Source organism: Asticcacaulis sp. EMRT-3 (genome assembly GCF_030027245.1).
GTDB lineage: Bacteria > Pseudomonadota > Alphaproteobacteria > Caulobacterales > Caulobacteraceae > Asticcacaulis.
This window is the reverse complement of record NZ_JASERT010000001.1, coordinates 822865-842311: the sequence shown is the minus strand read 5'-3', so window position 1 is coordinate 842311 and position 19447 is coordinate 822865. Positions and strand designations below refer to the sequence as shown.

Annotated in this window: 20 protein-coding genes; 11 read left to right on the top strand and 9 right to left on the bottom strand. The window is 60.6% G+C overall.

What is annotated here, in order from left to right:
* Positions 1 to 59: 59 nt before the first annotated feature.
* Entirely contained in the window at positions 60 to 374 is a 315-nt protein-coding gene (locus QB905_RS04140; protein WP_282973294.1) for an ArsR/SmtB family transcription factor, read from the bottom strand.
* Positions 375 to 568: 194 nt separating this feature from the next.
* Entirely contained in the window at positions 569 to 2128 is a 1560-nt protein-coding gene (locus QB905_RS04135) for an AMP-binding protein (RefSeq protein ID WP_282973293.1), read from the bottom strand.
* A gap of 83 nt (positions 2129 to 2211) precedes the next feature.
* Between QB905_RS04135 and QB905_RS04130 the strand changes: the two genes are divergently transcribed.
* The gene (locus QB905_RS04130; protein ID WP_282973292.1) at positions 2212 to 2559 is read left to right on the top strand and encodes a hypothetical protein; all 348 of its coding nucleotides are present in this window, start codon (positions 2212 to 2214) and stop codon (positions 2557 to 2559) included.
* Between the two features lie 184 nt (positions 2560 to 2743).
* Here QB905_RS04130 and QB905_RS04125 read toward each other — a convergent pair whose 3' ends face one another.
* Positions 2744 to 3688: a serine aminopeptidase domain-containing protein gene (locus tag QB905_RS04125; RefSeq protein WP_282973291.1), complete on the bottom strand. Its 945-nt coding sequence runs from the start codon at positions 3686 to 3688 to the stop codon at positions 2744 to 2746.
* Between the two features lie 154 nt (positions 3689 to 3842).
* Here QB905_RS04125 and lipA point away from each other — a divergent pair, with 154 nt between their 5' ends.
* Together lipA and QB905_RS04115 are read left to right on the top strand one after the other, a co-directional pair.
* Complete coding sequence (gene lipA, locus QB905_RS04120; protein ID WP_282973290.1) at positions 3843 to 4814, top strand: lipoyl synthase; 972 nt, start codon at positions 3843 to 3845, stop codon at positions 4812 to 4814.
* A 3-nt stretch (positions 4815 to 4817) separates the two neighbouring features.
* Positions 4818 to 5270, top strand: coding sequence for a type II toxin-antitoxin system RatA family toxin (locus QB905_RS04115; RefSeq protein ID WP_282973289.1), 453 nt, complete (start codon positions 4818 to 4820; stop codon positions 5268 to 5270).
* Positions 5271 to 5379: 109 nt separating this feature from the next.
* Here the strand turns inward: QB905_RS04115 and QB905_RS04110 are convergent, their stop codons facing one another.
* From QB905_RS04110 to QB905_RS04100, 3 genes are all read right to left on the bottom strand, one after another.
* Positions 5380 to 5889: a CinA family protein gene (locus tag QB905_RS04110; protein WP_282973288.1), complete on the bottom strand. Its 510-nt coding sequence runs from the start codon at positions 5887 to 5889 to the stop codon at positions 5380 to 5382.
* Between the two features lie 59 nt (positions 5890 to 5948).
* Positions 5949 to 6563, bottom strand: a complete 615-nt coding sequence (locus tag QB905_RS04105; RefSeq protein WP_282973287.1) for a superoxide dismutase — start codon at positions 6561 to 6563, stop codon at positions 5949 to 5951.
* Between the two features lie 137 nt (positions 6564 to 6700).
* Positions 6701 to 7834 (bottom strand): bifunctional 2-C-methyl-D-erythritol 4-phosphate cytidylyltransferase/2-C-methyl-D-erythritol 2,4-cyclodiphosphate synthase, encoded by a 1134-nt coding sequence (locus tag QB905_RS04100; protein ID WP_282973286.1) that lies wholly within the window; start codon positions 7832 to 7834, stop codon positions 6701 to 6703.
* Positions 7835 to 7913: 79 nt separating this feature from the next.
* Between QB905_RS04100 and dusB the strand changes: the two genes are divergently transcribed.
* The 8 genes from dusB (at position 7914) to QB905_RS04060 (ending at position 17396) form a co-directional block, all read left to right on the top strand.
* Positions 7914 to 8906 (top strand): tRNA dihydrouridine synthase DusB, encoded by a 993-nt coding sequence (gene dusB / locus QB905_RS04095; protein ID WP_282973285.1) that lies wholly within the window; start codon positions 7914 to 7916, stop codon positions 8904 to 8906.
* Between the two features lie 146 nt (positions 8907 to 9052).
* Complete coding sequence (locus QB905_RS04090; protein ID WP_282973284.1) at positions 9053 to 11296, top strand: sensor histidine kinase NtrY-like; 2244 nt, start codon at positions 9053 to 9055, stop codon at positions 11294 to 11296.
* Positions 11296 to 12696, top strand: coding sequence for a nitrogen assimilation response regulator NtrX (gene ntrX, locus QB905_RS04085; protein WP_282973283.1), 1401 nt, complete (start codon positions 11296 to 11298; stop codon positions 12694 to 12696). Before QB905_RS04090 ends, ntrX begins: the two co-directional genes overlap by 1 nt.
* Positions 12697 to 12744: 48 nt before the next feature.
* Positions 12745 to 13608: a D-amino-acid transaminase gene (locus tag QB905_RS04080; protein ID WP_282973282.1), complete on the top strand. Its 864-nt coding sequence runs from the start codon at positions 12745 to 12747 to the stop codon at positions 13606 to 13608.
* A gap of 112 nt (positions 13609 to 13720) precedes the next feature.
* Positions 13721 to 13969 (top strand): RNA chaperone Hfq, encoded by a 249-nt coding sequence (gene hfq, locus QB905_RS04075; RefSeq protein WP_282973281.1) that lies wholly within the window; start codon positions 13721 to 13723, stop codon positions 13967 to 13969.
* A gap of 48 nt (positions 13970 to 14017) precedes the next feature.
* Entirely contained in the window at positions 14018 to 15346 is a 1329-nt protein-coding gene (gene hflX / locus QB905_RS04070; protein WP_282973280.1) for a GTPase HflX, read from the top strand.
* 77 nt (positions 15347 to 15423) lie between these two features.
* On the top strand, positions 15424 to 15852 hold the full coding sequence (locus QB905_RS04065; protein ID WP_282973279.1) for a MarR family winged helix-turn-helix transcriptional regulator: 429 nt from the start codon (positions 15424 to 15426) through the stop codon (positions 15850 to 15852).
* Positions 15852 to 17396: a DHA2 family efflux MFS transporter permease subunit gene (locus tag QB905_RS04060; protein WP_282973278.1), complete on the top strand. Its 1545-nt coding sequence runs from the start codon at positions 15852 to 15854 to the stop codon at positions 17394 to 17396. The genes QB905_RS04065 and QB905_RS04060 overlap by 1 nt, the downstream gene beginning before the upstream one ends.
* On the opposite strand, the gene QB905_RS04055 is transcribed toward QB905_RS04060, so the two are convergent.
* The 3 genes from QB905_RS04055 to mazG all read right to left on the bottom strand — a co-directional run bounded on the left by QB905_RS04055 (position 17388) and on the right by mazG (position 19443).
* Positions 17388 to 17996 carry a winged helix-turn-helix transcriptional regulator gene (locus tag QB905_RS04055; RefSeq protein ID WP_282973277.1) on the bottom strand — a complete coding sequence of 203 codons (609 nt, stop codon included), beginning with the start codon at positions 17994 to 17996 and terminating at the stop codon, positions 17388 to 17390. The genes QB905_RS04060 and QB905_RS04055 overlap by 9 nt on opposite strands.
* Before the next feature lie 159 nt (positions 17997 to 18155).
* Positions 18156 to 18698 (bottom strand): DUF6438 domain-containing protein, encoded by a 543-nt coding sequence (locus QB905_RS04050; protein ID WP_282973276.1) that lies wholly within the window; start codon positions 18696 to 18698, stop codon positions 18156 to 18158.
* Positions 18670 to 19443, bottom strand: coding sequence for a nucleoside triphosphate pyrophosphohydrolase (mazG, locus tag QB905_RS04045; RefSeq protein ID WP_282975568.1), 774 nt, complete (start codon positions 19441 to 19443; stop codon positions 18670 to 18672). The genes QB905_RS04050 and mazG overlap by 29 nt, the downstream gene beginning before the upstream one ends.
* Positions 19444 to 19447 lie beyond the last annotated feature (4 nt).

The window sequence follows — 19447 nt, the reverse complement described above, 5'->3', positions numbered from 1 at the left end:
GCCTGCGACCATCTGTCAAGTGCGGCGACCGGACGCAGGGGCCAGGTCAGAGGGCAAGGTCAGGCATCGCTTTTGAATCGTTCAACCTGTCGCGTCCACAGGGTTTCGGTATGACCGAGCCAGACTTTCAGGTCGGCCATGGGCTGCGGTCGCAGGCCGTAAACCCGTACGCGCGCATCGGTATGGAGCGGCACTTCGCTGATCATGCCAAGCGTTTTCAGTACCCGCAGATGACGGCTGAGGGCGGCGGGCGACAGGCCGATGCGTCGCGCCAGTTCACCCGCTGGCAGGGGCTGGGCGCACAGGATTTCGATCACCTGCCGCCGGTTTGGATCGGCCAGAGCCGCCAGTGTCTGATCGAGTGTAACCGTCATGGCCGCCGTGTCTCCGTGAAGGCGATAGTTATTTCTATAAAAACGGAATTATTATCATGTTGAATAAGATGAGTATTTTATATCATAAAATTCCCGATGTCTCGAAAGTTTAACGATAAGGGCAATATTTAATGATATTGTTAAATATAAAAAAGCCGTCAAATTCTGACTGACGGCGAGTTCTTTACCGGCTATCAGGCGGCAGGCGTTTTCAGTTCCGCCAGCTTTTGCAGGGTGACATAGTCGGTTTTGCCGGAGCCCAGAACCGGCACAGTATCGACCTTGACGATCGTCTTCGGAATGGCCAGGGCAGGGGTGCCATTGGCCTTGGCCCAGTTCGCCAGACGTGTGGAATCGGCGTCCCTGTTGTCGGTGACCAGCACGAGCCGTTCGCCTTTTTTCGCGTCCGAAACGGCGATGACAGCGTGACGATTTTCGGGCCAGACCTCTTCGGCGATGCGCTCGACGGCGGTGAGCGAGATCATCTCACCGGCGATCTTGGCGAAGCGCTTGGCGCGGCCCAGAATACGCACAAAGCCTTCTCCGTCGATATGCACGATGTCGCCGGTATCGTGCCAGCCGTCCTTCGGTTTTTCGAGCACATAGGGGCTGTCGATATTGATATAGCCCGCCATGACATTCGGCCCCTTCACCCACAGCCGTCCACCGACCGGAATACCGTCCACTGGCTCCAGCCGCGCTTCGATGCCGGGCAGCAGGCGGCCTACCGTGCCGAAATGGTTGTTGTCGGGATAGTTGACCGCCACCACGGGCGAGCATTCGGTGACGCCATAGCCTTCGAGAATGGGTATGCCGTCGAATTGCGTGGCGAAAAGATTATGCGTTTCGTCGCGCACTTTCTCCGCGCCGCAGACGATGAATTCCAGCGACTGGAAATCTTCCGGCTGGCCGGAGCGCGCATATTGATTGAGGAAGGTGTCGGTCGAAAACAACAGCGATGCTTTTGATTCGCGCAGTAGGTCGGGGATCTGCTTGACGTGCAGCGGCGACGGATACTGAAAACTGCGCAAGCCCGCCAGCAGCGGCAGGACGATGCCGCCGGTCAGGCCGAGCGAATGGAAGATGGGCAGGGGATTGAAAATGACCCATTCCGGCTTAAGCGCGATATGGGCCTCGATCTGGCGCGTATTGGCGACCAGATTGGACTGTGTCAGCACCACGCCGCGCGGGCTGCCGAAACTGCCGGAGGTAAACAGGATGACGCCGGTATCGTGCGGCCTCATCTTTTTGGCGAACAGGGCGGGCGCTTTCGAGGCGATGACGCCGAAAAGCTTGTCGGCCAGCCCCACCTCCTTGCGGATGTCGTCGAGATAGATGATGCGGACATAGCCGCGCATCGCTTCGATCAGATCCTCCAGCTTGCCCTGCTCGACGAAGCGGCGCGAGGTCAGCACGGTCTTGAGCTGGGCGGTCTGGGCGGCGGCGCGGATATTGGCCTGTCCGGCGGTGAAATTGATCATCACCGGCGTGCGGCCAAGCGCGTGCAGGGCATAAAACGACACAGCCGCTCCGGCCGAGGTCGGTAACATCATGCCGATGCGCGGTTCATCGCCGAGATGACGCTTCAGCAGACGGGACAAAGCAAAAACGCCGGTCAGGAACAGGCCATAGGACAGCGGCTTGCGATCCTGATCCTCGATAATGATCTTGCCCGATCCGAAGCGCTTCTGCGCCGCGCTCAGGGCTTCGAATAACGATACATTATAATCTTCAGCCCGTAATTCGCGCTTCATGCGCTTCCTGCTCTCTGCGATCATGGATTTTCCACGATCATAGACGAAGCGCCGGGCGCGTCAAAGGCGAAGATGACGATCCCGTGAGACCGGGTGCGCCGCGCGCCAGGGCCGGTTATGATTGGCGCATCAAACTCAAACCGCTCATACTCGCCCTGTCTCTGGCTCTGTCTCTGGCGTTCGCGCTGCCCGCCCTTGCCGAAGCGCCATCGCCGACGCCCGCCGATCTCTATGGCGATCTGTTTCTCAGCGTGCAGATGCAGCACGTCTTTCCGGACGGCAAAAACTTTGTCGATGCCGTGGCCAGACGCCCGGCGGCGGCGATCATGGCCGATTACCGCGCGCAAAAGCCGCAAACGTCGGACGCCCTGCGCGCTGGCGTAACCCGCGCCCTGCTGGCCAATTATCCCGATCTCGATTCGGCCGATTAGAATGGAAGGTCTTCAGAAAGTTGGACCACGGATAGACACGGATGACGACCTGTGGCCGTCACACGGATAAGGTCAGAAATCTGCTCTTATCCGTGTGGCCGCTTGCGACCGTCCGTGTCTATCCGTGGTGAATTTCTTGAGGAAAGCCGCTTTTAAGGGCGGTTCAGGGCTATGCTCGTCTGTCCTAAGGCGCGGGTGACGTCTGAGTATCGAGAAAAGCCGTCAGTTCGCCGCCGAAGGCCTGTTCCCCGGCGCTGGTGGCCAGCTTGCAGCGCGGCACATGGGCGCACAGGGCCGAGGCGGCATTCAGGGCCGATGTAACGGCTGTTTTCGGCTCGAACAGGCGCACCGGCGCGCCGTGCTGGCGCAAGGCGACCACCGGCAGATGCAGGCTGGTGACACCGGCATAGGCCCCGGCCATCTGCTTGCGCCACGGATCACTTTTGATACGCAAGCGAAGATCGGGATTCTCCATCTGCCAGCTTTGGGCGATCCCGCCCCAATAGCCGGGCAAGGGCTGGTCACGGTGCCACAGCGTACCGGGCGCGATCCCGCCGCCGAGATAGGGATTGAAGGCCACAAAACCGGCATAGGCCCTGTCCTTCAGCAGGGTGGACAGCGACAGGGCGGTGATGGCGCTATAGCCGCTGCCGACGACAAACAACGGCTTGTCGGGCGAGGGATGGATCAGGTCGCGGATCAGGCCCGCCGCCACAGCCTCGGCATCGTGGTCGTTGGGCGCATAGATGGCCTTGCCCTGCAACAGATAGTGGCCCGCGCCACCCTGACCCGGCGGCTCCAAAATCCATACGCCATAGCCCGCGGCCAGCAATTGCCGCGCCAGTTCGAAATAGACCTCCGCCGGATAATCGGCATCGGCCAGGATCAGCACCTGAGCATGAGGATTGACCGGGGGCGAGGCCACGCCATAACGCGCTTCGGGCAGGCCATCGGCGCGGTAGCCATCCCAGACAAAGCCTTCGGGCGGGTAATATTGCGGGGCCAGACCGGAGGGTATGCGGCTGGCCAGAAACGCCTGTCCCGGCTGGCGGTCATGCCCGCCTTTCTGGCGCGAACAGCCCGCCATGCCAAGACTTAAGGTCAGGGTCAGAATGAGAATGGATGGCAAGAGGTAAGGATTGCGCATCCGGCGAGTTTAGGCGAGATTCCATAACGCGGCCATGACATTCGCACAGAAACAGTAGCGTAATGTGACTTGATATTACCGCGCAAAAAGACCAATTAGGCCTTGGCAACCTTGTGCCGGTCGACAAGTCTGTATCATGCCCACCGTTATCAATCGTCTCGCCGAGTCAGGCGCCCGCGAACTGCGTCACCCCGAAAAGCAGAATCGCCCCGATTCGCCGATCCTCAAAAAACCCGACTGGCTGCGCGTCAAGGCACCCGGTTCGTCGGGCTATGCCGAAACGCAGAAGATCGTGCGTGACGCCAAGCTGGTGACGGTGTGCGAAGAGGCGGCCTGCCCGAATATCGGCGAATGCTGGTCGAAGAACCACGCCACCATCATGATCATGGGCGACACCTGCACGCGCGCCTGCGCCTTCTGCAATGTCAAGACCGGCCTGCCGGAAGCGCTTGACGCCGATGAGCCGAGGCGCGTCGGCGAAACCGTGGCTCTGATGAAGCTGGCGCACGTCGTCATCACCTCGGTGGACCGCGACGACCTGAAAGACGGCGGCGCTGAACATTTCGCCGAAGTCATCCGCCAGATCCGCGCCCAATCGCCGCAGACGACCATCGAAATCCTGACGCCCGATTTTCTGCGCAAGGAAGGCGCGGCTGAGATTGTCATCGACGCCAAGCCCGATGTGTTCAACCACAATCTGGAAACCGTGCCGCGCAACTATCTGAAAATCCGTCCTGGTGCGCGCTATTTCCATAGCTTACGTTTGCTGGAGCGCGTGAAGGAACGCGATCCGCAACAATTCACCAAGTCCGGCATTATGGTCGGCCTTGGCGAAACACGCGAAGAGGTGATGCAGGTCATGGACGATATGCGTTCGGCCGGTATCGATTTCATCACCATCGGCCAGTACTTGCAGCCAACGCGCAAGCACGCCGCCATCGATCGTTTCGTGACGCCGGAAGAGTTCAAGGCTTACGAATCGATTGCGCGCGCCAAGGGTTTCCTGATGGTGTCGTCGTCGCCGCTGACGCGCTCATCGCACCATGCCGGTGAGGATTTCGAGCGTCTGCGTGCCGCCCGCGCCGCTGCCAAAGCGCGCGGGGTCTGACGCTTGGCGACCTTCCGGCTTGAGCGCCATTTACCTTATGACGCTGATGCGCTGTGGGCGCTGGTCGGCGATGTCGAGCACTACCCCGACTTCATTCCGTGGATCAAGCGCCTGCGTGCCTATAACCGCGAGGCACCGCAACCGGGCCACAGCCGTTTCGATGCCGATGTCAGTGTCGGTTTCAAGATGCTGACCGAAACCTTTTCGACGCGCATTGTCCGTAATCCCGATGCGCGCAGCGTCGATATTGGCCTGATCAAGGGGCCGTTTCGCACGCTGAAAGGCCACTGGACGTTTACGCCCGACGAGACGGGCACGCAGATCGGCTTCGATATGGAGCTGGATATTCGCAATCCGCTCCTCAACGCCCTGTTCAAGGCCAATTTCAACCTGGCCGTCTCGCGCCTGATGAAATGCTTCGAGGATCGCGCCGCCGCTACGCTGACACCGGTTTAGAGCGGTCTGCATTCTGATTGAATCGGTCAAAGGAATGCAACCCGCTCTACATTTTACGTTTTTCCGCATCTCGCATTCATTTTGTAAGTCAAATTAAATGCTCGTTGCTCTAGGCATTGGTGCCCGGTTCCAGAACGTCGAGCGCCCATTGCAGGGCGTGTTCGACGCTCTTTTCACGCACCCTGTCACGGCCCATATCGCCAAACGTCATTTTTTGGGCGTAGGTGACGATTTCCTGTTCTGGATCAATATAGCTGAGGCCGAAACAGACGAGGCCCACCGGCTTTTCCGGCGTGCCGCCGCCCGGCCCGGCAATGCCGGTGACGCTGAGCGCGATCTGCGCTCCGGCGGTTTTCAGGCCGCCTTCGGCCATGCTGGCGGCCACTTCGATACTGACCGCGCCATAACTGGCCAGCAGATATTCCGGCACCCCGACCATCGCGCTCTTGGCGGCATTGGCATAGGTGACGAAGCCCGACTGGAACACATCGGAAGACCCGGCGATGCTGGTAATGGCGGCGGCGATCAGCCCGCCCGTGCAGCTTTCGACCGTGGCGATGGTTTTTTGCTGCTCGCGCAAACGCTCGATGAGCCGGGCGGCAAGCCGTGATGTGTGCATGAATCCGACCAGCTCAAAGAAAAAGAGCGCGAACCGAAATTCGCGCCCTTGAAAATGAATTAGGCAACGCCCTCAAACAAAGGCGCATCGAGCCGCTCATTGGCGAAATCCCAGTTGACCAGCTTGTCGAGGAAGGTTTCGATGAATTTCGGACGCAGGTTCTGGTAATCGAGATAATAGGCGTGTTCCCAGACGTCGAGCGTCAGGATCGGCTTGTCGCCCTTGGTGAACGGGTTTTCACCGTTCGGCGTCTTGGTGACCTTCAGCTTGCCATCGGAACCCAGAACCAGCCAGGCCCAGCCGGAGCCGAACTGCGTGGCGCCCGCCATCTTGAATTGCTCAACGAAAGCGTCGAACGAGCCGAAATCGGCATTGATCTTGTCGGCAATCTTGCCGGTGGCCGCGCCGCCGCCATTGGGCTTCATCGAATGCCAGAAAAAGGTGTGGTTCCACACCTGCGCCGAATTGTTGAAAACGCCGGGGTTCTTGCCTTCTGACGCCTTGATGATCTCGACCAGCGACTTGCCCTCAAATTCGCTGCCGGGCAGGGCCTTGTTGAGGTTATCGACATAGGCCTTATGGTGCTTGCCGTGGTGAAAGCTGAACGTATTGGCCGACATATACGGCTCAAGCGCATCGGAGGCATAGGGCAGGGCGGGCAGTTCGAATGTCATGGCAGACCTCACGGCTTGAATGGAAAAGGAAAACGCTACCTTCGTGATATATTCGGCGTTACCGCCTATTGCAAGGGAAGGCTTGGCGAAACTTTGCCTTAAATTACCATAAAAATTCAATGGTTTTCTGTCTGGCGTCAGATTTCAATCATACAAACCGCCTGGGCCGCCAGACCTTCGCCGCGACCGGTAAAGCCCATGCCCTCGGTGGTCGTGGCCTTGACCGAAACCTGTTGGATTTCAAGGCCAAGTATAGCAGCGAGGCGCGCCCGCATCGCTTCGCGGTGCGGTTTGATCTTCGGCTGTTCGCAGATCAGGGTGACATCGATATTGATGATGGCACCGCCTTTCTGGCGGATCAGTTGGGCGGCGTATCTGAGGAACAGATCGGATGACGCGCCCTTCCATTGCGGATCGCTGGGCGGGAAATGATCACCGATGTCGCCCAGCGCCGCCGCGCCCAGCAGGGCATCGGTCAGGGCGTGTAGCCCCGCATCGGCATCGGAGTGGCCGATCAGGGTCTGGCTGTGCGCGATCTCGACGCCGCACAGCCAGACGCTTTCGCCTTCCCCCCAGCGGTGGGCATCGAAACCCTGTCCGATTCTGATCTGTTTCAAAGGCTTGCTCGCATGTAAAAGGGCTTCGAGAAGGGCGAAATCCTCGCCATAGGTCAGCTTGTGCAGGGCGATGTCGCCTTCGACCAGAGCGACCACAATGCCGCTATGCGCTGCCACCATCGCCTCATCGGTGGCGGTTTGCCCGGTCGGCCAAGCCGCATAGGCGCGCAGAATATCGCCATAACGAAAGGCCTGCGGTGTCTGGGCGCGCCACAAATCCTCACGCGGCGGCGTGTCGATAATCAGGCCGTCGGCGCTCTTTTTGAGCGTGTCGGTCACCGGCAAAGCCAGAATGGCGGCGCGGTTCTGTTCCAGCGCAGCCAGCAATTTGCCGATATGGCTTGCCTTCAGCAAGGGACGGGCGGCATCGTGGATCATGACCAGATCCTCATCAGCGGCCGTCAGCGCCTTCAGGCCGTTGACCACGGAATCCGCCCGCTGGCCGCCCCCGGCCACGACCTGAACCCGCGCGCCATAGGCCTGTTCGGCGCGCGCCACATCCTCCGGCGGCACGACGATGACGATTTGCCCAGCCTCGGCGAAGGCCGTCACCGACCAGTCGAGGACGGGCTTGCCACCCAGCGGCATCCACTGCTTCTTGCCGCCGGAACGGCTGCCGGATCCGCCGGCCACGATGATGGCGTGAAAGGTCATGCTGGCTGTTTATCCCGAAATAGACGCGGCGCAAGCTGGAAGATTGGCATTCGCGCCGCTTTCTTGTACACAGCCGCCCATGACAGCTAAAGCCCTCAAGATCGGTGATGTACATGTGCCCGGCCGCGTGCTGATCGCGCCGATGACGGGCGTGTCCGATCTGCCGTTTCGCCAGATAGCGCATAAGCACGGCGCGCCCTATGCCGCCACGGAGATGGTGGCCTGCGCCGAGATGGGCGGCACGCGCGCCGACATCCGCCGCAAAGCCCAGCTTGGCGACCATTCCGGCCTGAAGATCATCCAGCTTATCGGCCGCGATCCGGTTCATATCGCACGCGGCGCAAAACTGGCCGAGGAGGCCGGAGCCGACATTATCGACCTCAATTTCGGCTGCCCCGCCAAGGAGGTGACCGGCGTTCTGTGCGGATCGGCCCTGATGCGCGACCTCGATCAGGCCGAACGGATCATGACGGCGGCGCTTGAGGCCACATCGCGTCCCGTCACGGTCAAGATGCGCCTCGGCTGGGACGACAACAGCCACAATGCCGCCGAACTGGCGCAGCGCGCCGAAAAACTGGGTATCAGGGCCCTGACCGTGCATGGCCGCACCCGCCAGCAATTCTATAAGGGTCAGGCCGACTGGTGCGCCGTGGCCACGGTCAAGCGGGCGGTCAGCATCCCGGTCATCGTCAATGGCGATATTGTCGATCTGGCCTCGGCGCGCACAGCGCTTCGGCAATCGGAGGCCGACGGCGTGATGATCGGGCGCGGCATCTATGGCCGTCCGTGGTTCGCCAGCCATCTCGACCGGGCGCTCAACGACAACAGGCCCATGCAGGAAATGGATCTGGCCACGCGCGCCGACATCCTGATCGAGCACATGCAGGCCAGCCTTGATTTCTATGGCGCCGCTTTGGGCCTGCGCATGTTCAAGAAGCATCTCGGTGCCTATATCGAGGCCTCGACCCACGATCCCGATCCGTTGATACGTCGTCAGGACAAGGGCCGCCTGTGTCGCATGGACGATCCCGAAGAAATCGAAACCGCCGTCCGGGCGTTGATGCAGGCCTGAAGAGGCTGAATTTCGATAAATTTGCCGCACATAGACAATATAGTTGTTGATATTTGGACACAGTAGTGCGCAAATGCCACGCATATGCTCATGGTCTGGATGGCACTTTGAAAGAGGCTCACGCAAGACGGCGCTGGCATTTCTGGTTGTCCCGCAATCTGCGCAGCCTTCGCGCGGCGGGACTGCAAAAGCTGCTGCTTGGCGCGGGCTATGGCGCGTCGATCCTGACCACCGCCTTCGTGATGTGGCTGATCGTGGCCACGCCCGGCACCGGGCCGGTCAGTCAGGTCGGCAATTACCTGCTCATCCTGATCTGCCTCAATATGGTGCTGCTGCTCGGCCTGATGTCGGTCGTGGTGATGCGTGTCATCCGCATTGCGCGCAGCCGGGGTGCCGATGCCGGGGCGCGCCTGCACCTGCGCTTTGTTTTCCTGTTTTCGCTGGCCGCCGTGGCCCCGGCCATCATCGTGGCCCTGGCCTTCGGCTTCCTTAATCGCGGCATCGACACCTGGTTTTCCGACCGGGTGAAAACCTCGGTTGAAAACGGCGCGGCCATCGCCAAGACCTATATCGAGGCCCAGCACGAAACCTCGTCACAGGCGCTGACCCATATCCAGAAGCTGATCGAAACCGATGATGCGCGCAAACTCTTCCCCGACCGGCTGGCGTTTTCGATTGCGCTGCGCAACGCCTTTACCGACCGCGGCGACCTGACCGCCGTCTATATTGTCGATCCCGCCGGACAGGTGCTGGCCCGCGCCGAAAGCCCCGATGCGCCGGTCTATATGGCCCCGCCCGAAGACGCCATCGCCGACGCCAATGCCAATGGCGCGGTCGGCTTCACCGCGCCCGACGCCGAACGGCTTTTGTATCCGCTGCAAAATTATAATGGTGCCATCCTCTATGGGCTGAAAACCTGGCCACCCAATATCTGGCAGAAGCTGCAAGCCTCCAGTCAGGCCATTACCGATTACCGCGACACCACAGCGCGCAAGGCCCGCGCCCAGACCATCTTCATGCTGGCCTATGTCGAGGCCGTGCTGCTGGTGCTGATCGGCGCGATCTGGGGCGGGGCCTCGGCGGCGGAAAGCATAGCCGTGCCGGTGGCCCGTCTGGTGCAGGCGGCAGGTAAGGTGGCGGCGGGCGATCTCAATGCGCGCGTCATGACCAGCAAGCAGTCGGAAGACATCGCCGTCCTGTCACGCGCCTTCAACCATATGACCTCCGATCTGCAAAGCCAGCAACTGGCGCTGAAATCGGCGGGCGAGGAGGCCGAAAGCCGCCGCCGCTTTATCGAAACCGTGCTGTCGGAAATCAGCGCCGGTATTATCGGCCTCGATGTGCTGGAGCATGTTTCGGCCATCAACCGCCATGCCGCCAACTTCCTCAGCACCAGCGCCGAGGACGCGCTGGGCCGCAATATTCGTGAAATCGCCCCGGAAATCGCAGATCTTCTCGATAAGGCCAATGTGCACCGCGTCGAGGAGGAAGAGGTCGATCTCGTGCGTCTCGGCGAAACGCGGCGCGTGCGCGTGCGCGTGTCCGGGCTGGAAACCGGCGGTGCAGTGCTGACGTTTGACGACATCACGCGCCTGATCGCGGCCCAGCGTAACGCCGCCTGGAAGGACGTGGCGCGGCGCATCGCCCACGAAATCAAGAACCCGCTGACACCGATCCAGCTTTCGGCCGAGCGGTTGCAGCGCAAATATCGCGCGCAGATTCAGACCGATACCGAGACTTTTGATCGCCTGACCGACACCATTGTGCGTCAGGTCGGCGATATTGGCCGCATGGTTGATGAGTTTTCGTCGTTTGCGCGGATGCCCGCGCCCAATTTCGCCGAGGAAGAGGCCGCCGAACTGGTGCGGGCCTGCGTCTTTTCGCAGCGCGTGGCCCGCCATGATATTTCGGTCGAGATCGTCGAGCCTCTGCCTGAGGTCAAGGTGGTGTGCGATGGGCGGATGCTCAGTCAGGCGCTTGGCAATGTGCTGAAAAACGGCGGCGAGGCCATTTCGTCGCGTCTGATGCGCGAAGGCCGGGCGGAAAGCCATGACACCGATACGATTGTCGGCCACTTGCGCGTGGAGATGCGGCTGGAAGCGGGTGAACTGGTGATCGAGGTCGAGGATGACGGCATTGGCCTGCCTGAAAAAGACCGCGACCGCCTGACTGAGCCTTATGTCACGACACGCGAAAAGGGCACAGGCCTCGGCCTGGCGATTGTAAAGCGTATTCTGGAAGACCACGGCGGTGAGTTCTATCTCAATGACGCGGTTGTTTTAAGCGGCGCGCGGGCTGTCCTGCGTCTGCCGAGGCAACAAACGGGTTTCCGCCCGGATGTCGCCAGTGAAGGTTCCGATAACGGGCCGCACAACATGATGAGGGTCTGATGAAAGTATCGTCTGGCGTTGATATTCTGGTGGTGGATGACGAGGCGGATATCCGCGAGCTGATCGCGGGCATCCTCGAAGACGAGGGCTATGCGGTGCGTACCGCCGCCGACTCCAATGCAGCCTTACGCGCCATCCGGGCCCGTAAGCCGTCTTTGTGTGTGCTCGACATCTGGATGCAGGGCGGCGGGCTCGACGGGCTGGAACTGCTCAGTGTGATCCACGAACTCGATCCCGATATTCCGGCGATCATGATCTCCGGCCACGGCACGATCGAAACCGCCGTGACGGCGATCAAGCGCGGCGCGTTTGATTTTATCGAAAAGCCCTTCAAGACCGAACGGCTGATCATGGTGGTGCAGCGCGCGCTCGAACTGACGAGCCTGCGCCGCGAAAACAAGCGCCTGCGCAATCAGGCCGTGGTGCCCGATGGCCTGATCGGCAATTCGGCGGCGGCGCAACTGCTGCGATCCACCATCGCCAAGGTGGCCCCGGCCAATTCGCGCATCATGATTTCCGGCCCGGCGGGTTCGGGCAAGGAGCTGGTGGCGCGCATGATCCACGAGGCCAGCCCGCGCGCCAAGTGCGAATTTGTGCCGATTTCCGCCGCCGGCATGACGCCGGAGCGCCTCGATGTCGAACTGTTCGGCGAGGAGGGCGAGGGCGGGCGCACGCGCAAGGTCGGCGTGTTCGAGCGCGCGCACGGCGGCACGCTGTTCCTCGACGAGGTGGCCGACATGCCGCCGGAAAGCCAGAGCCGCATCCTGCGCGTGCTGGTCGAGCAGCGCTTCACCCGTGTTGGCGGTGCGCAGGACGTGCAGGTCGATGTGCGGGTGATTTCCTCAACCTCGAAAGACCTGGCGTCCGAGATTGCGGCAAACCGTTTCCGTGAAGACCTGTTTCACCGCCTGAATGTGGTGCCGGTGCGCGTGCCGGGCCTGTCCGAACGGCGCGGCGACATCGCCGAACTGGTCACCTATTTCATCGAGCGCATCAGCATGGCGCAGGGCCTGCCCAAGCGCATCCTGTCGGAAGATGCGATGGCGACCTTGCAGGTGCATGAATGGCCGGGCAATGTCCGTCAGTTGCGCAATAATATCGAGCGCCTGCTGATCCTGGCTTCGGGCAATCCCTCCGATCCGATCACCGCCGAAATGCTGCCTTCCGAAGTGGTCGAATCGGCGGTGGCGGGGGCTATCCGACCGGAACGAATCATCGCCCTGCCGCTGCGCGACGCGCGTGAAGTGTTCGAGCGTGAATATCTGTCATCGCAGATCGTGCGGTTCGGCGGCAATATATCGCGCACAGCTAATTTCATCGGCATGGAGCGCTCGGCCCTGCACCGTAAGCTGAAATCGCTGGGTCTGGCCCATATTCGTGGCGACGAAGACGAGATTTAGGTGCTAATGACTGCGCCTTGTTCAGTTGCTGTTTAGCCGGATTATCCCATGCCCCGTATCGCCTATGTCAATGGCCTCTATACCCGCGCTTCTGAGGCCGCCGTATCGATCGATGATCGCGGTTATCAGTTCGCCGATGCCGTCTATGAGGTCTGGTCGGTATTTGATGGTCGGTTAGCCGATGCCGAAGGTCATCTCAACAGATTGGACAGAAGCCTGCGGGAGTTGCAGATTATGCAACCCATGCCGCGCAGCGCCCTGCTGACCGTGCTGAATGAGGTGGTGCGGCGCAATCGCATCAGTGAGGGCATGGTCTATTTGCAGGTCAGCCGGGGCGTGGCACCCCGCGATCACGTCTTTCCCGCCGACATCATGCCGTCCGTCGTCATCACCGCCAAACCTGTGGACCGCGAAGCCGCGGCGCGCAAGGCCGAGGCTGGGATTCGCGCCATCAGCGCGCCCGATACGCGCTGGGGCCGCTGTGACATCAAAACCATCGGCCTTTTGCCCAATGTGCTGGCCAAACAGGCGGCGCGCGAACGCGGCGCAGGCGAGGTGATCTTCATCGACCGCGACGGTCTGGTGACGGAAGGCGGTTCCACCAATGTCTATATGGTCACCCGTGAAGGCGTCATCAAAACGCGCGCGCTCAACGCCAATATCTTAGGCGGCGTGACGCGCCTCAACCTGCTGCCACTGATGCGCGAAAGCGGCCTGGATGTGCGCGAGGAAGCCTTCACACTGGCTGAGGCCAAGGCCGCCGCCGAGGTCTTCATCACCGCCGCCACCAGTCTGGTCATGCCGGTCGTGGCTATTGATGACCGCAGAATCGGCGACGGCGTTCCGGGCCCGATCGCCACCGCCCTGCGCGAAGCCTATATCGATCAGGCACGCCGCACCGCAGGTTTGTAAAATAAATTTACCGCAACACGGTTGAAAAAGGGGTAAGTCATGCCCTAATGTTGCACTTGTGATTGTGTGGAGGGTATCGTGCCTTCCAATAATGCAACGAGAAGGGCCGACAATGTCCCACGAAAAAAAGCAAAACCTGCAAGACACGTTTCTGAACAGTGTCCGTAAAACAAAAACCCCTCTGACCATCTTCCTGATCAACGGCGTCAAGCTGCAAGGGATTGTGAGCTGGTTCGATAATTTCTGCGTGCTGTTGCGCCGCGATGGCCAGTCGCAGCTCGTCTATAAGCACGCGATCTCGACGATTATGCCCGCCGTGCCCGTCCAGCTTTACGAGCAAGAAGACGACGTTGAAGATTAAGGTTTGCGGAAGACGAAATCCCGCCTCCGGCTTTGAGGGGTATCGGTTTTGAGTGACCGCTTCCATGACCACGCGCCGGAAACGGTGCGTGCTGTCGTCGTCGATCCCGATATGGACGCCTATGTCCGTGACCGCGAGGCCGCACCGGCCCGCCTGCACGAAGACTCACGTCTCGATGAGGCTATCGGTCTGGCTTTGGCGCTCGATCTTGAGGTGGTGGGCGCCATAACCTTGCGCGTGCGCAAGATCAGTCCGGCCACCCTGTTCGGGCAGGGCAAGGTGGAAGAGATCAGGGCTTTATGCGTTGATACCGGGGCCACGCTCTGCGTCGTCAATGGTGCCCTGACGCCCATCCAGCAGCGCAATCTCGAAAAGGCGCTTGAGGTCAAGGTCATCGACCGCACCGGCATGATTCTCGAAATCTTCGGTCGCCGTGCCCGCACCAATGAGGGCAAGTTGCAGGTCGAACTGGCGCGTCTGGAATACGAAAAATCGCGTCTGGTGCGCACCTGGACCCACCTCGAACGCCAGCGCGCCACCGGTACGACCGGCGGCCCCGGCGAAACCCAGATCGAGCTTGACCGTCGCATGATCGCTGACAAGATCAAGCAGCTTAAGTCCGAGCTGGAGGATGTGCGCCGCACGCGCGGCCTGCATCGATCGGCACGCAAGAAGGTGCCCTATCCGATTGTGGCGCTGGTCGGCTACACCAATGCCGGTAAATCGACCCTGTTCAACCGCCTGACCCACGCCGAGGTCATGGCGAAAGACCTGTTGTTCGCCACGCTCGACACCACCTTGCGCAGCCTGAAGCTGCCGAATGGCCGCTCCGCCATCCTGTCCGATACGGTCGGCTTCATTTCCGACCTGCCGCACGAACTGGTGGCGGCCTTTCGCGCCACGCTGGAAGAGGTGGCCGAGGCCGACCTGATTCTGCATGTCCGCGATGTCGCCAATCCCGAAACCGAGGCCCAGAGGCAGGATGTCGAACAGGTTCTGACGCAGATCCTGCCCGAACTCGACCGCGCGCGCATGGTCGAGGTATGGAACAAGATCGACCTGATCGACGAAGACACGCGCGACATCCTCTATGCACGCGCCACCAGTGACCGCGCGAAGAACAAGCCGCTGGCGGTGTCCGCCGTGACGGGCGAGGGCGTTCCGGCCCTGCTGGCGGCCATTGCCGCACTGGTCGATGCGCAGGGCGAAGAAGTGGATATCGTTCTCGAAGCCCATCAGGGCGAGCCATTGGCCTTTCTGTACCAGAATGGCCGCGTCACCGGCCGCCACGATGATGAACAGGGCCGTATCCATCTGCGCGTGCGCCTCAGCGATCAGGCCTATGGCCGATATGAGCGCATGATGGCGCGAAGCTAAATCTTTTTGTTGCAGGACTTGCCGCACGCCTCAAACAGAGCTAGATGGTTAGATGTCTAACTATTAGCCAGCTCATCATGTCGCCCGAAGAACGTTTTTCTCATGCCCTGCACAACACCGCCCGCCTGTGGCGCGCGGCGCTGGATCGGCGCATGAAGGATCTTGGCATTTCACAGTCGGGCTGGTTGGCCATCGCCTATATCGCCAAGGCCGATGCGCCCCTGTCGCAAAGCGAACTGGCGTCGCTTTTGTCCGTCGAAGCCGCCACCGTGGTTTCGACCGTCGATAAGCTGGAAAAGGCCGGGCTGGTAACGCGCAGCGTTTGTGAAAGCGACCGTCGCGTCAAGCACCTCGAACTGACCGGAGCCGGACAGGGCGTTTACAGCAAGGTGCGCGGCAAGGCCGAAGATATGCGTGGCCAGCTTCTGAGCGGGATCGATCCGCAAAAGCTGGCCATGACAACCGATATACTCGAACAATTACAAAATCTTATAGAGAATTCCTGATGAGTGGCGTAACCACGACTGCCGACGAGCCGCAGCGCACGGACATCAACCGTCCGATGATCACGATTGCGATCATGCTGGCCACGCTGATCGTATCGATTGACGGCACCATTGCCAATGTGGCCCTGCCGCACATGCAGGGTTCGCTCAATGCCTCTCAGGATCAGATCACCTGGGTTCTGACCTCGTTTATCGTGGCCACGGCCATTGCTACCCCGATGACCGGCTGGCTGTCGGATCGTTTCGGCCAGAAACAGGTTTTTCTCGTTTCTATTTTCGGTTTCACCGTGGCCTCGATGCTCTGCGGCGTTTCGGGTTCTCTGGCCGAAATCGTCGGGGCGCGATTGCTTCAGGGCGTTTTCGGCGCGGCACTCGTGCCGCTGTCGCAATCGACCCTGCTCGACATCAATCCGCGCGAAAAGCACGGCTCGGCTATGGCGGTGTGGGGCATGGGGGTCATGGTGGGCCCCATCCTCGGCCCGACGCTCGGCGGCTGGCTGACCGACGCCTATGACTGGCGCTGGTGCTTCTTCATCAATGTGCCGATTGGCGCGGCGGCCTTCTTTGGTATTCTCAAATTCATTCCGCACCAGTTCGCACAGCGTAAAATCCGCTTCGACGTACTGGGTTTCACCTGCCTCAGCCTGACCATTGGTGCGCTGCAATTGCTGCTTGATCGCGGCCAGCAGAACGACTGGTTCAATTCGGCCGAAACCTGCATCGAAGCCGCCGTCTGCTTTATCAGCCTCGGTTTTTTCATCATCCATACGGCCACCAAACCGGCGGGCAGCACGTTTTTCAACTACCGCCTGCTGATGAACCGCAACTTCCTGACCGGGCTTCTGTTCATCTTCATCGTCGGGATGGTTTTGTTCGCCACGCGCGCCCTGCTGCCGTCGATGTTGCAGGGTCTGATGGGCTATACCGCCCTCTATGCCGGGCTGATCACCGCACCGAGCGGGCTTGGCACCATGCTGGCCATGATGATCGTCGGGCGCATGGTGGGCAAGGTGGATCTGCGCCTGATCCTGGCTGTCGGCTTTGGCCTGACCGCCCTAACCCTGTGGATGATGTGCGGCTATACGGTCGATACCTCGCAGCGCGCCGTCGTCATCCCGTCGATCATTCAGGGCTTTGGTCTGGGGCTGGTCTTCGTGCCGCTGTCCGCCGCCACCTTCGCCACCCTGCCGGGCGATTTGCGCCCCGATGGCACCTCGATCTACAGCCTGGTGCGCAATATCGGCTCATCGATCGGCATCGCTATGGTGCAGGCGCTTCAGGTCAGCAATACCCAGAAGGCCCATTCCGGCATCGTGGCCAATATCACCGCCAATCATCCTCGCCTGATCGAAAATACCAGCGGCTTGGTGGGGCTGAATGGCGAAGTCACCCGTCAGGCCAGCATGATCGCCTATATCGATAATTTCTGGCTGATGATGATCCTGACCCTGCTGGCCATGCCGCTGCTGCTGGTCATCAAGGCCCCGAAGAAAAAGGCCGCGTCGAATGATGATTCCCACCTCGAAATGGCCGCGCTAGAATAGGCTGAGCGTTTCGTCGGAGAAATCCGGCTTGAAATCCTGAACCGCCTGTTTGGCCGCTACCGGCTTATCGGCAGGTCTGGCCTTCGCAACCTTAGGCGTGAAGCTGCGCGCCAGTTTCTGCGCATAGACCTGCCGGTTTTTCTGCATCTCGGCCACGATCTCCTTCGGCATATGCACGATGGCCTCGTATTTCATGGCATAGAGCGCCATTTCAACGAGGATCGGCGCCAGATCAGCCCCGCGCGCCGTCAGGGCATAGATGAATTTCCGTTTGTCGGAAGGGTCGGCGGCCTTGCTGATCAGGCCATTCTGCTCAAGCCGCATCAGGCGATCAGCCAGTATATTGGTGGCGATTTTTTCTTCGGAGCGCAAAAACCCCTGATAGCTGTTATGGCCGCGCAGCATCAGATCGCGCACGATCAGCATCGACCAGCTATCGCCGATCCGTTCCAGCGTCAGATTGACGGGGCACAGCGAACGATGCGTTTTCACCGGCTCAGGTTTGGCGGCCTTGACCCGCGCCTGGGTGGGCAGGGACGGTTTTTTGGCGCGGCTGGCGGTTTTCGACGATTTGCCGCCGACGGGCGCAGGTTTTTTCATGACGGGCACAGAGGCTACTCATTGCGTGGCGTATCGCAAGTGATGCGTGATTGTCTTGCGATTCGCAAGAGAAAGCGTGCTTGGCTTGTGGATTGAAAGTGGATAACCATGTAGATAGCTATTAACAAGCGACATCTCTTCACTTGTCATCCGAAAGCATTATTTTCGCGTGACAACCACATGCAGTTCCCGCAGCACAGACGGATGGCCAGCCAGCACGGCACGGAAACGTGTGGCGGCCTCCAGTTCGCGCACGGGATCGGCCAGTTCCGGTGCGTCAGCGCCACAAGCATGGCGCAGACTGATCTTGCGGTGATCTTCACTCAAAGCCAGGTCACAGACCGGCGGCCTTGACGGCAGATAGGCATTGATATCGCGCGTCAGGAACTGTGTCCGGTCAAAGGCGCGCAAAATCCGGCGCAGGGCGAAGGCCGAGATGCGATAGGTATAAACCTGCGTCGCATCGCTCAGACTCACCGAGCCATCCGCCGTAATCTCCAGCCGGAAAACCGGACACGCGCCGCCGCAATCCTGCGCCTCATAAACAATGCGCGTATCGGGCGCGATCACCTGTCCGCTCAATGACACGTACCAGGCCGCCATCAGACCGGCGCAGATCAACAGGCTGACCAGCGTATTGCGCAGCCGCTTCGGCCTTTGACCCAGCCAGCCCTTAGCTGCGTTCGGCGGTTTTGGCGTCATTCCACAGGGCGTCCATTTCGGCCAGATCGGACTGCGCGGGCGTCTTGCCACGGTCTGCCAGCGCCGCTTCAATCACCTGAAAACGGCGCACAAACTTGGCATTGGTCAGGCGCAGGGCGTCTTCGGGCTCCACCTCCATCTTGCGCGCCAGATTGGCCAGCACGAACAACAGGTCGCCCAGTTCGGCGCGCGCCTTGGCCATATCGCCAGCCTTGATTTCCGCCTTCAGTTCCAGCGTTTCCTCATCGAGCTTATCGAGCACCTCATCGAGGCTCGGCCAGTCAAAGCCGACGCGGGCCGCCCGTTTGGTCAGCTTGGCAGCGCGGGTAAGCGCTGGCAGGCCCACCGGCACATCATCGAGCAGACCCGGCTTGTCCTTGGCCTTGCGCTCCTCGGCCTTGACCGCTTCCCAGGCCAGGTTCTGCTCATCGGCCGAACGGTGACCGGCCTCGCCGAAGACATGCGGGTGGCGGCGCACCAGTTTTTCGCTCATCCCCGCCGCCACGTCGTTGAAATCGAACAGCCCTTGCTCTTCGGCCAGACGGGCATGGAAAACCACCTGAAACAACAGGTCGCCCAGCTCTTCCTTCAGGTCGCGCATATCCTTGCGCTGGATGGCGTCGGCCACCTCATACGATTCCTCGACCGTATAGGGCGCGATGGTATCGAAGGTCTGCTGGCGGTCCCACGGGCAGCCGGTTTCAGGATCGCGCAGGCGGCGCATCACCTGCAAAAGCCCTTCCATCGCC

What these genes read in the sequence shown, in the direction of transcription:
- ntrX (WP_282973283.1), top strand. Translation starts at nt 11,296, where the DNA reads ATGAAAGTATCGTCTGGCGTTGATATTCTGGTGGTGGATGACGAGGCG.
- QB905_RS04105 (WP_282973287.1), bottom strand. Translation starts at nt 6,563, where the DNA reads ATGACATTCGAACTGCCCGCCCTGCCCTATGCCTCCGATGCGCTTGAG.
- QB905_RS04140 (WP_282973294.1), bottom strand. Translation starts at nt 374, where the DNA reads ATGACGGTTACACTCGATCAGACACTGGCGGCTCTGGCCGATCCAAAC.
- hfq (WP_282973281.1), top strand. Translation starts at nt 13,721, where the DNA reads ATGTCCCACGAAAAAAAGCAAAACCTGCAAGACACGTTTCTGAACAGT.
- QB905_RS04050 (WP_282973276.1), bottom strand. Translation starts at nt 18,698, where the DNA reads ATGACGCCAAAACCGCCGAACGCAGCTAAGGGCTGGCTGGGTCAAAGG.
- lipA (WP_282973290.1), top strand. Translation starts at nt 3,843, where the DNA reads ATGCCCACCGTTATCAATCGTCTCGCCGAGTCAGGCGCCCGCGAACTG.
- QB905_RS04135 (WP_282973293.1), bottom strand. Translation starts at nt 2,128, where the DNA reads ATGAAGCGCGAATTACGGGCTGAAGATTATAATGTATCGTTATTCGAA.
- QB905_RS04080 (WP_282973282.1), top strand. Translation starts at nt 12,745, where the DNA reads ATGCCCCGTATCGCCTATGTCAATGGCCTCTATACCCGCGCTTCTGAG.
- QB905_RS04110 (WP_282973288.1), bottom strand. Translation starts at nt 5,889, where the DNA reads ATGCACACATCACGGCTTGCCGCCCGGCTCATCGAGCGTTTGCGCGAG.
- QB905_RS04065 (WP_282973279.1), top strand. Translation starts at nt 15,424, where the DNA reads ATGTCGCCCGAAGAACGTTTTTCTCATGCCCTGCACAACACCGCCCGC.
- QB905_RS04060 (WP_282973278.1), top strand. Translation starts at nt 15,852, where the DNA reads ATGAGTGGCGTAACCACGACTGCCGACGAGCCGCAGCGCACGGACATC.
- QB905_RS04055 (WP_282973277.1), bottom strand. Translation starts at nt 17,996, where the DNA reads ATGAAAAAACCTGCGCCCGTCGGCGGCAAATCGTCGAAAACCGCCAGC.
- mazG (WP_282975568.1), bottom strand. Translation starts at nt 19,443, where the DNA reads ATGGAAGGGCTTTTGCAGGTGATGCGCCGCCTGCGCGATCCTGAAACC.
- QB905_RS04100 (WP_282973286.1), bottom strand. Translation starts at nt 7,834, where the DNA reads ATGACCTTTCACGCCATCATCGTGGCCGGCGGATCCGGCAGCCGTTCC.
- dusB (WP_282973285.1), top strand. Translation starts at nt 7,914, where the DNA reads ATGACAGCTAAAGCCCTCAAGATCGGTGATGTACATGTGCCCGGCCGC.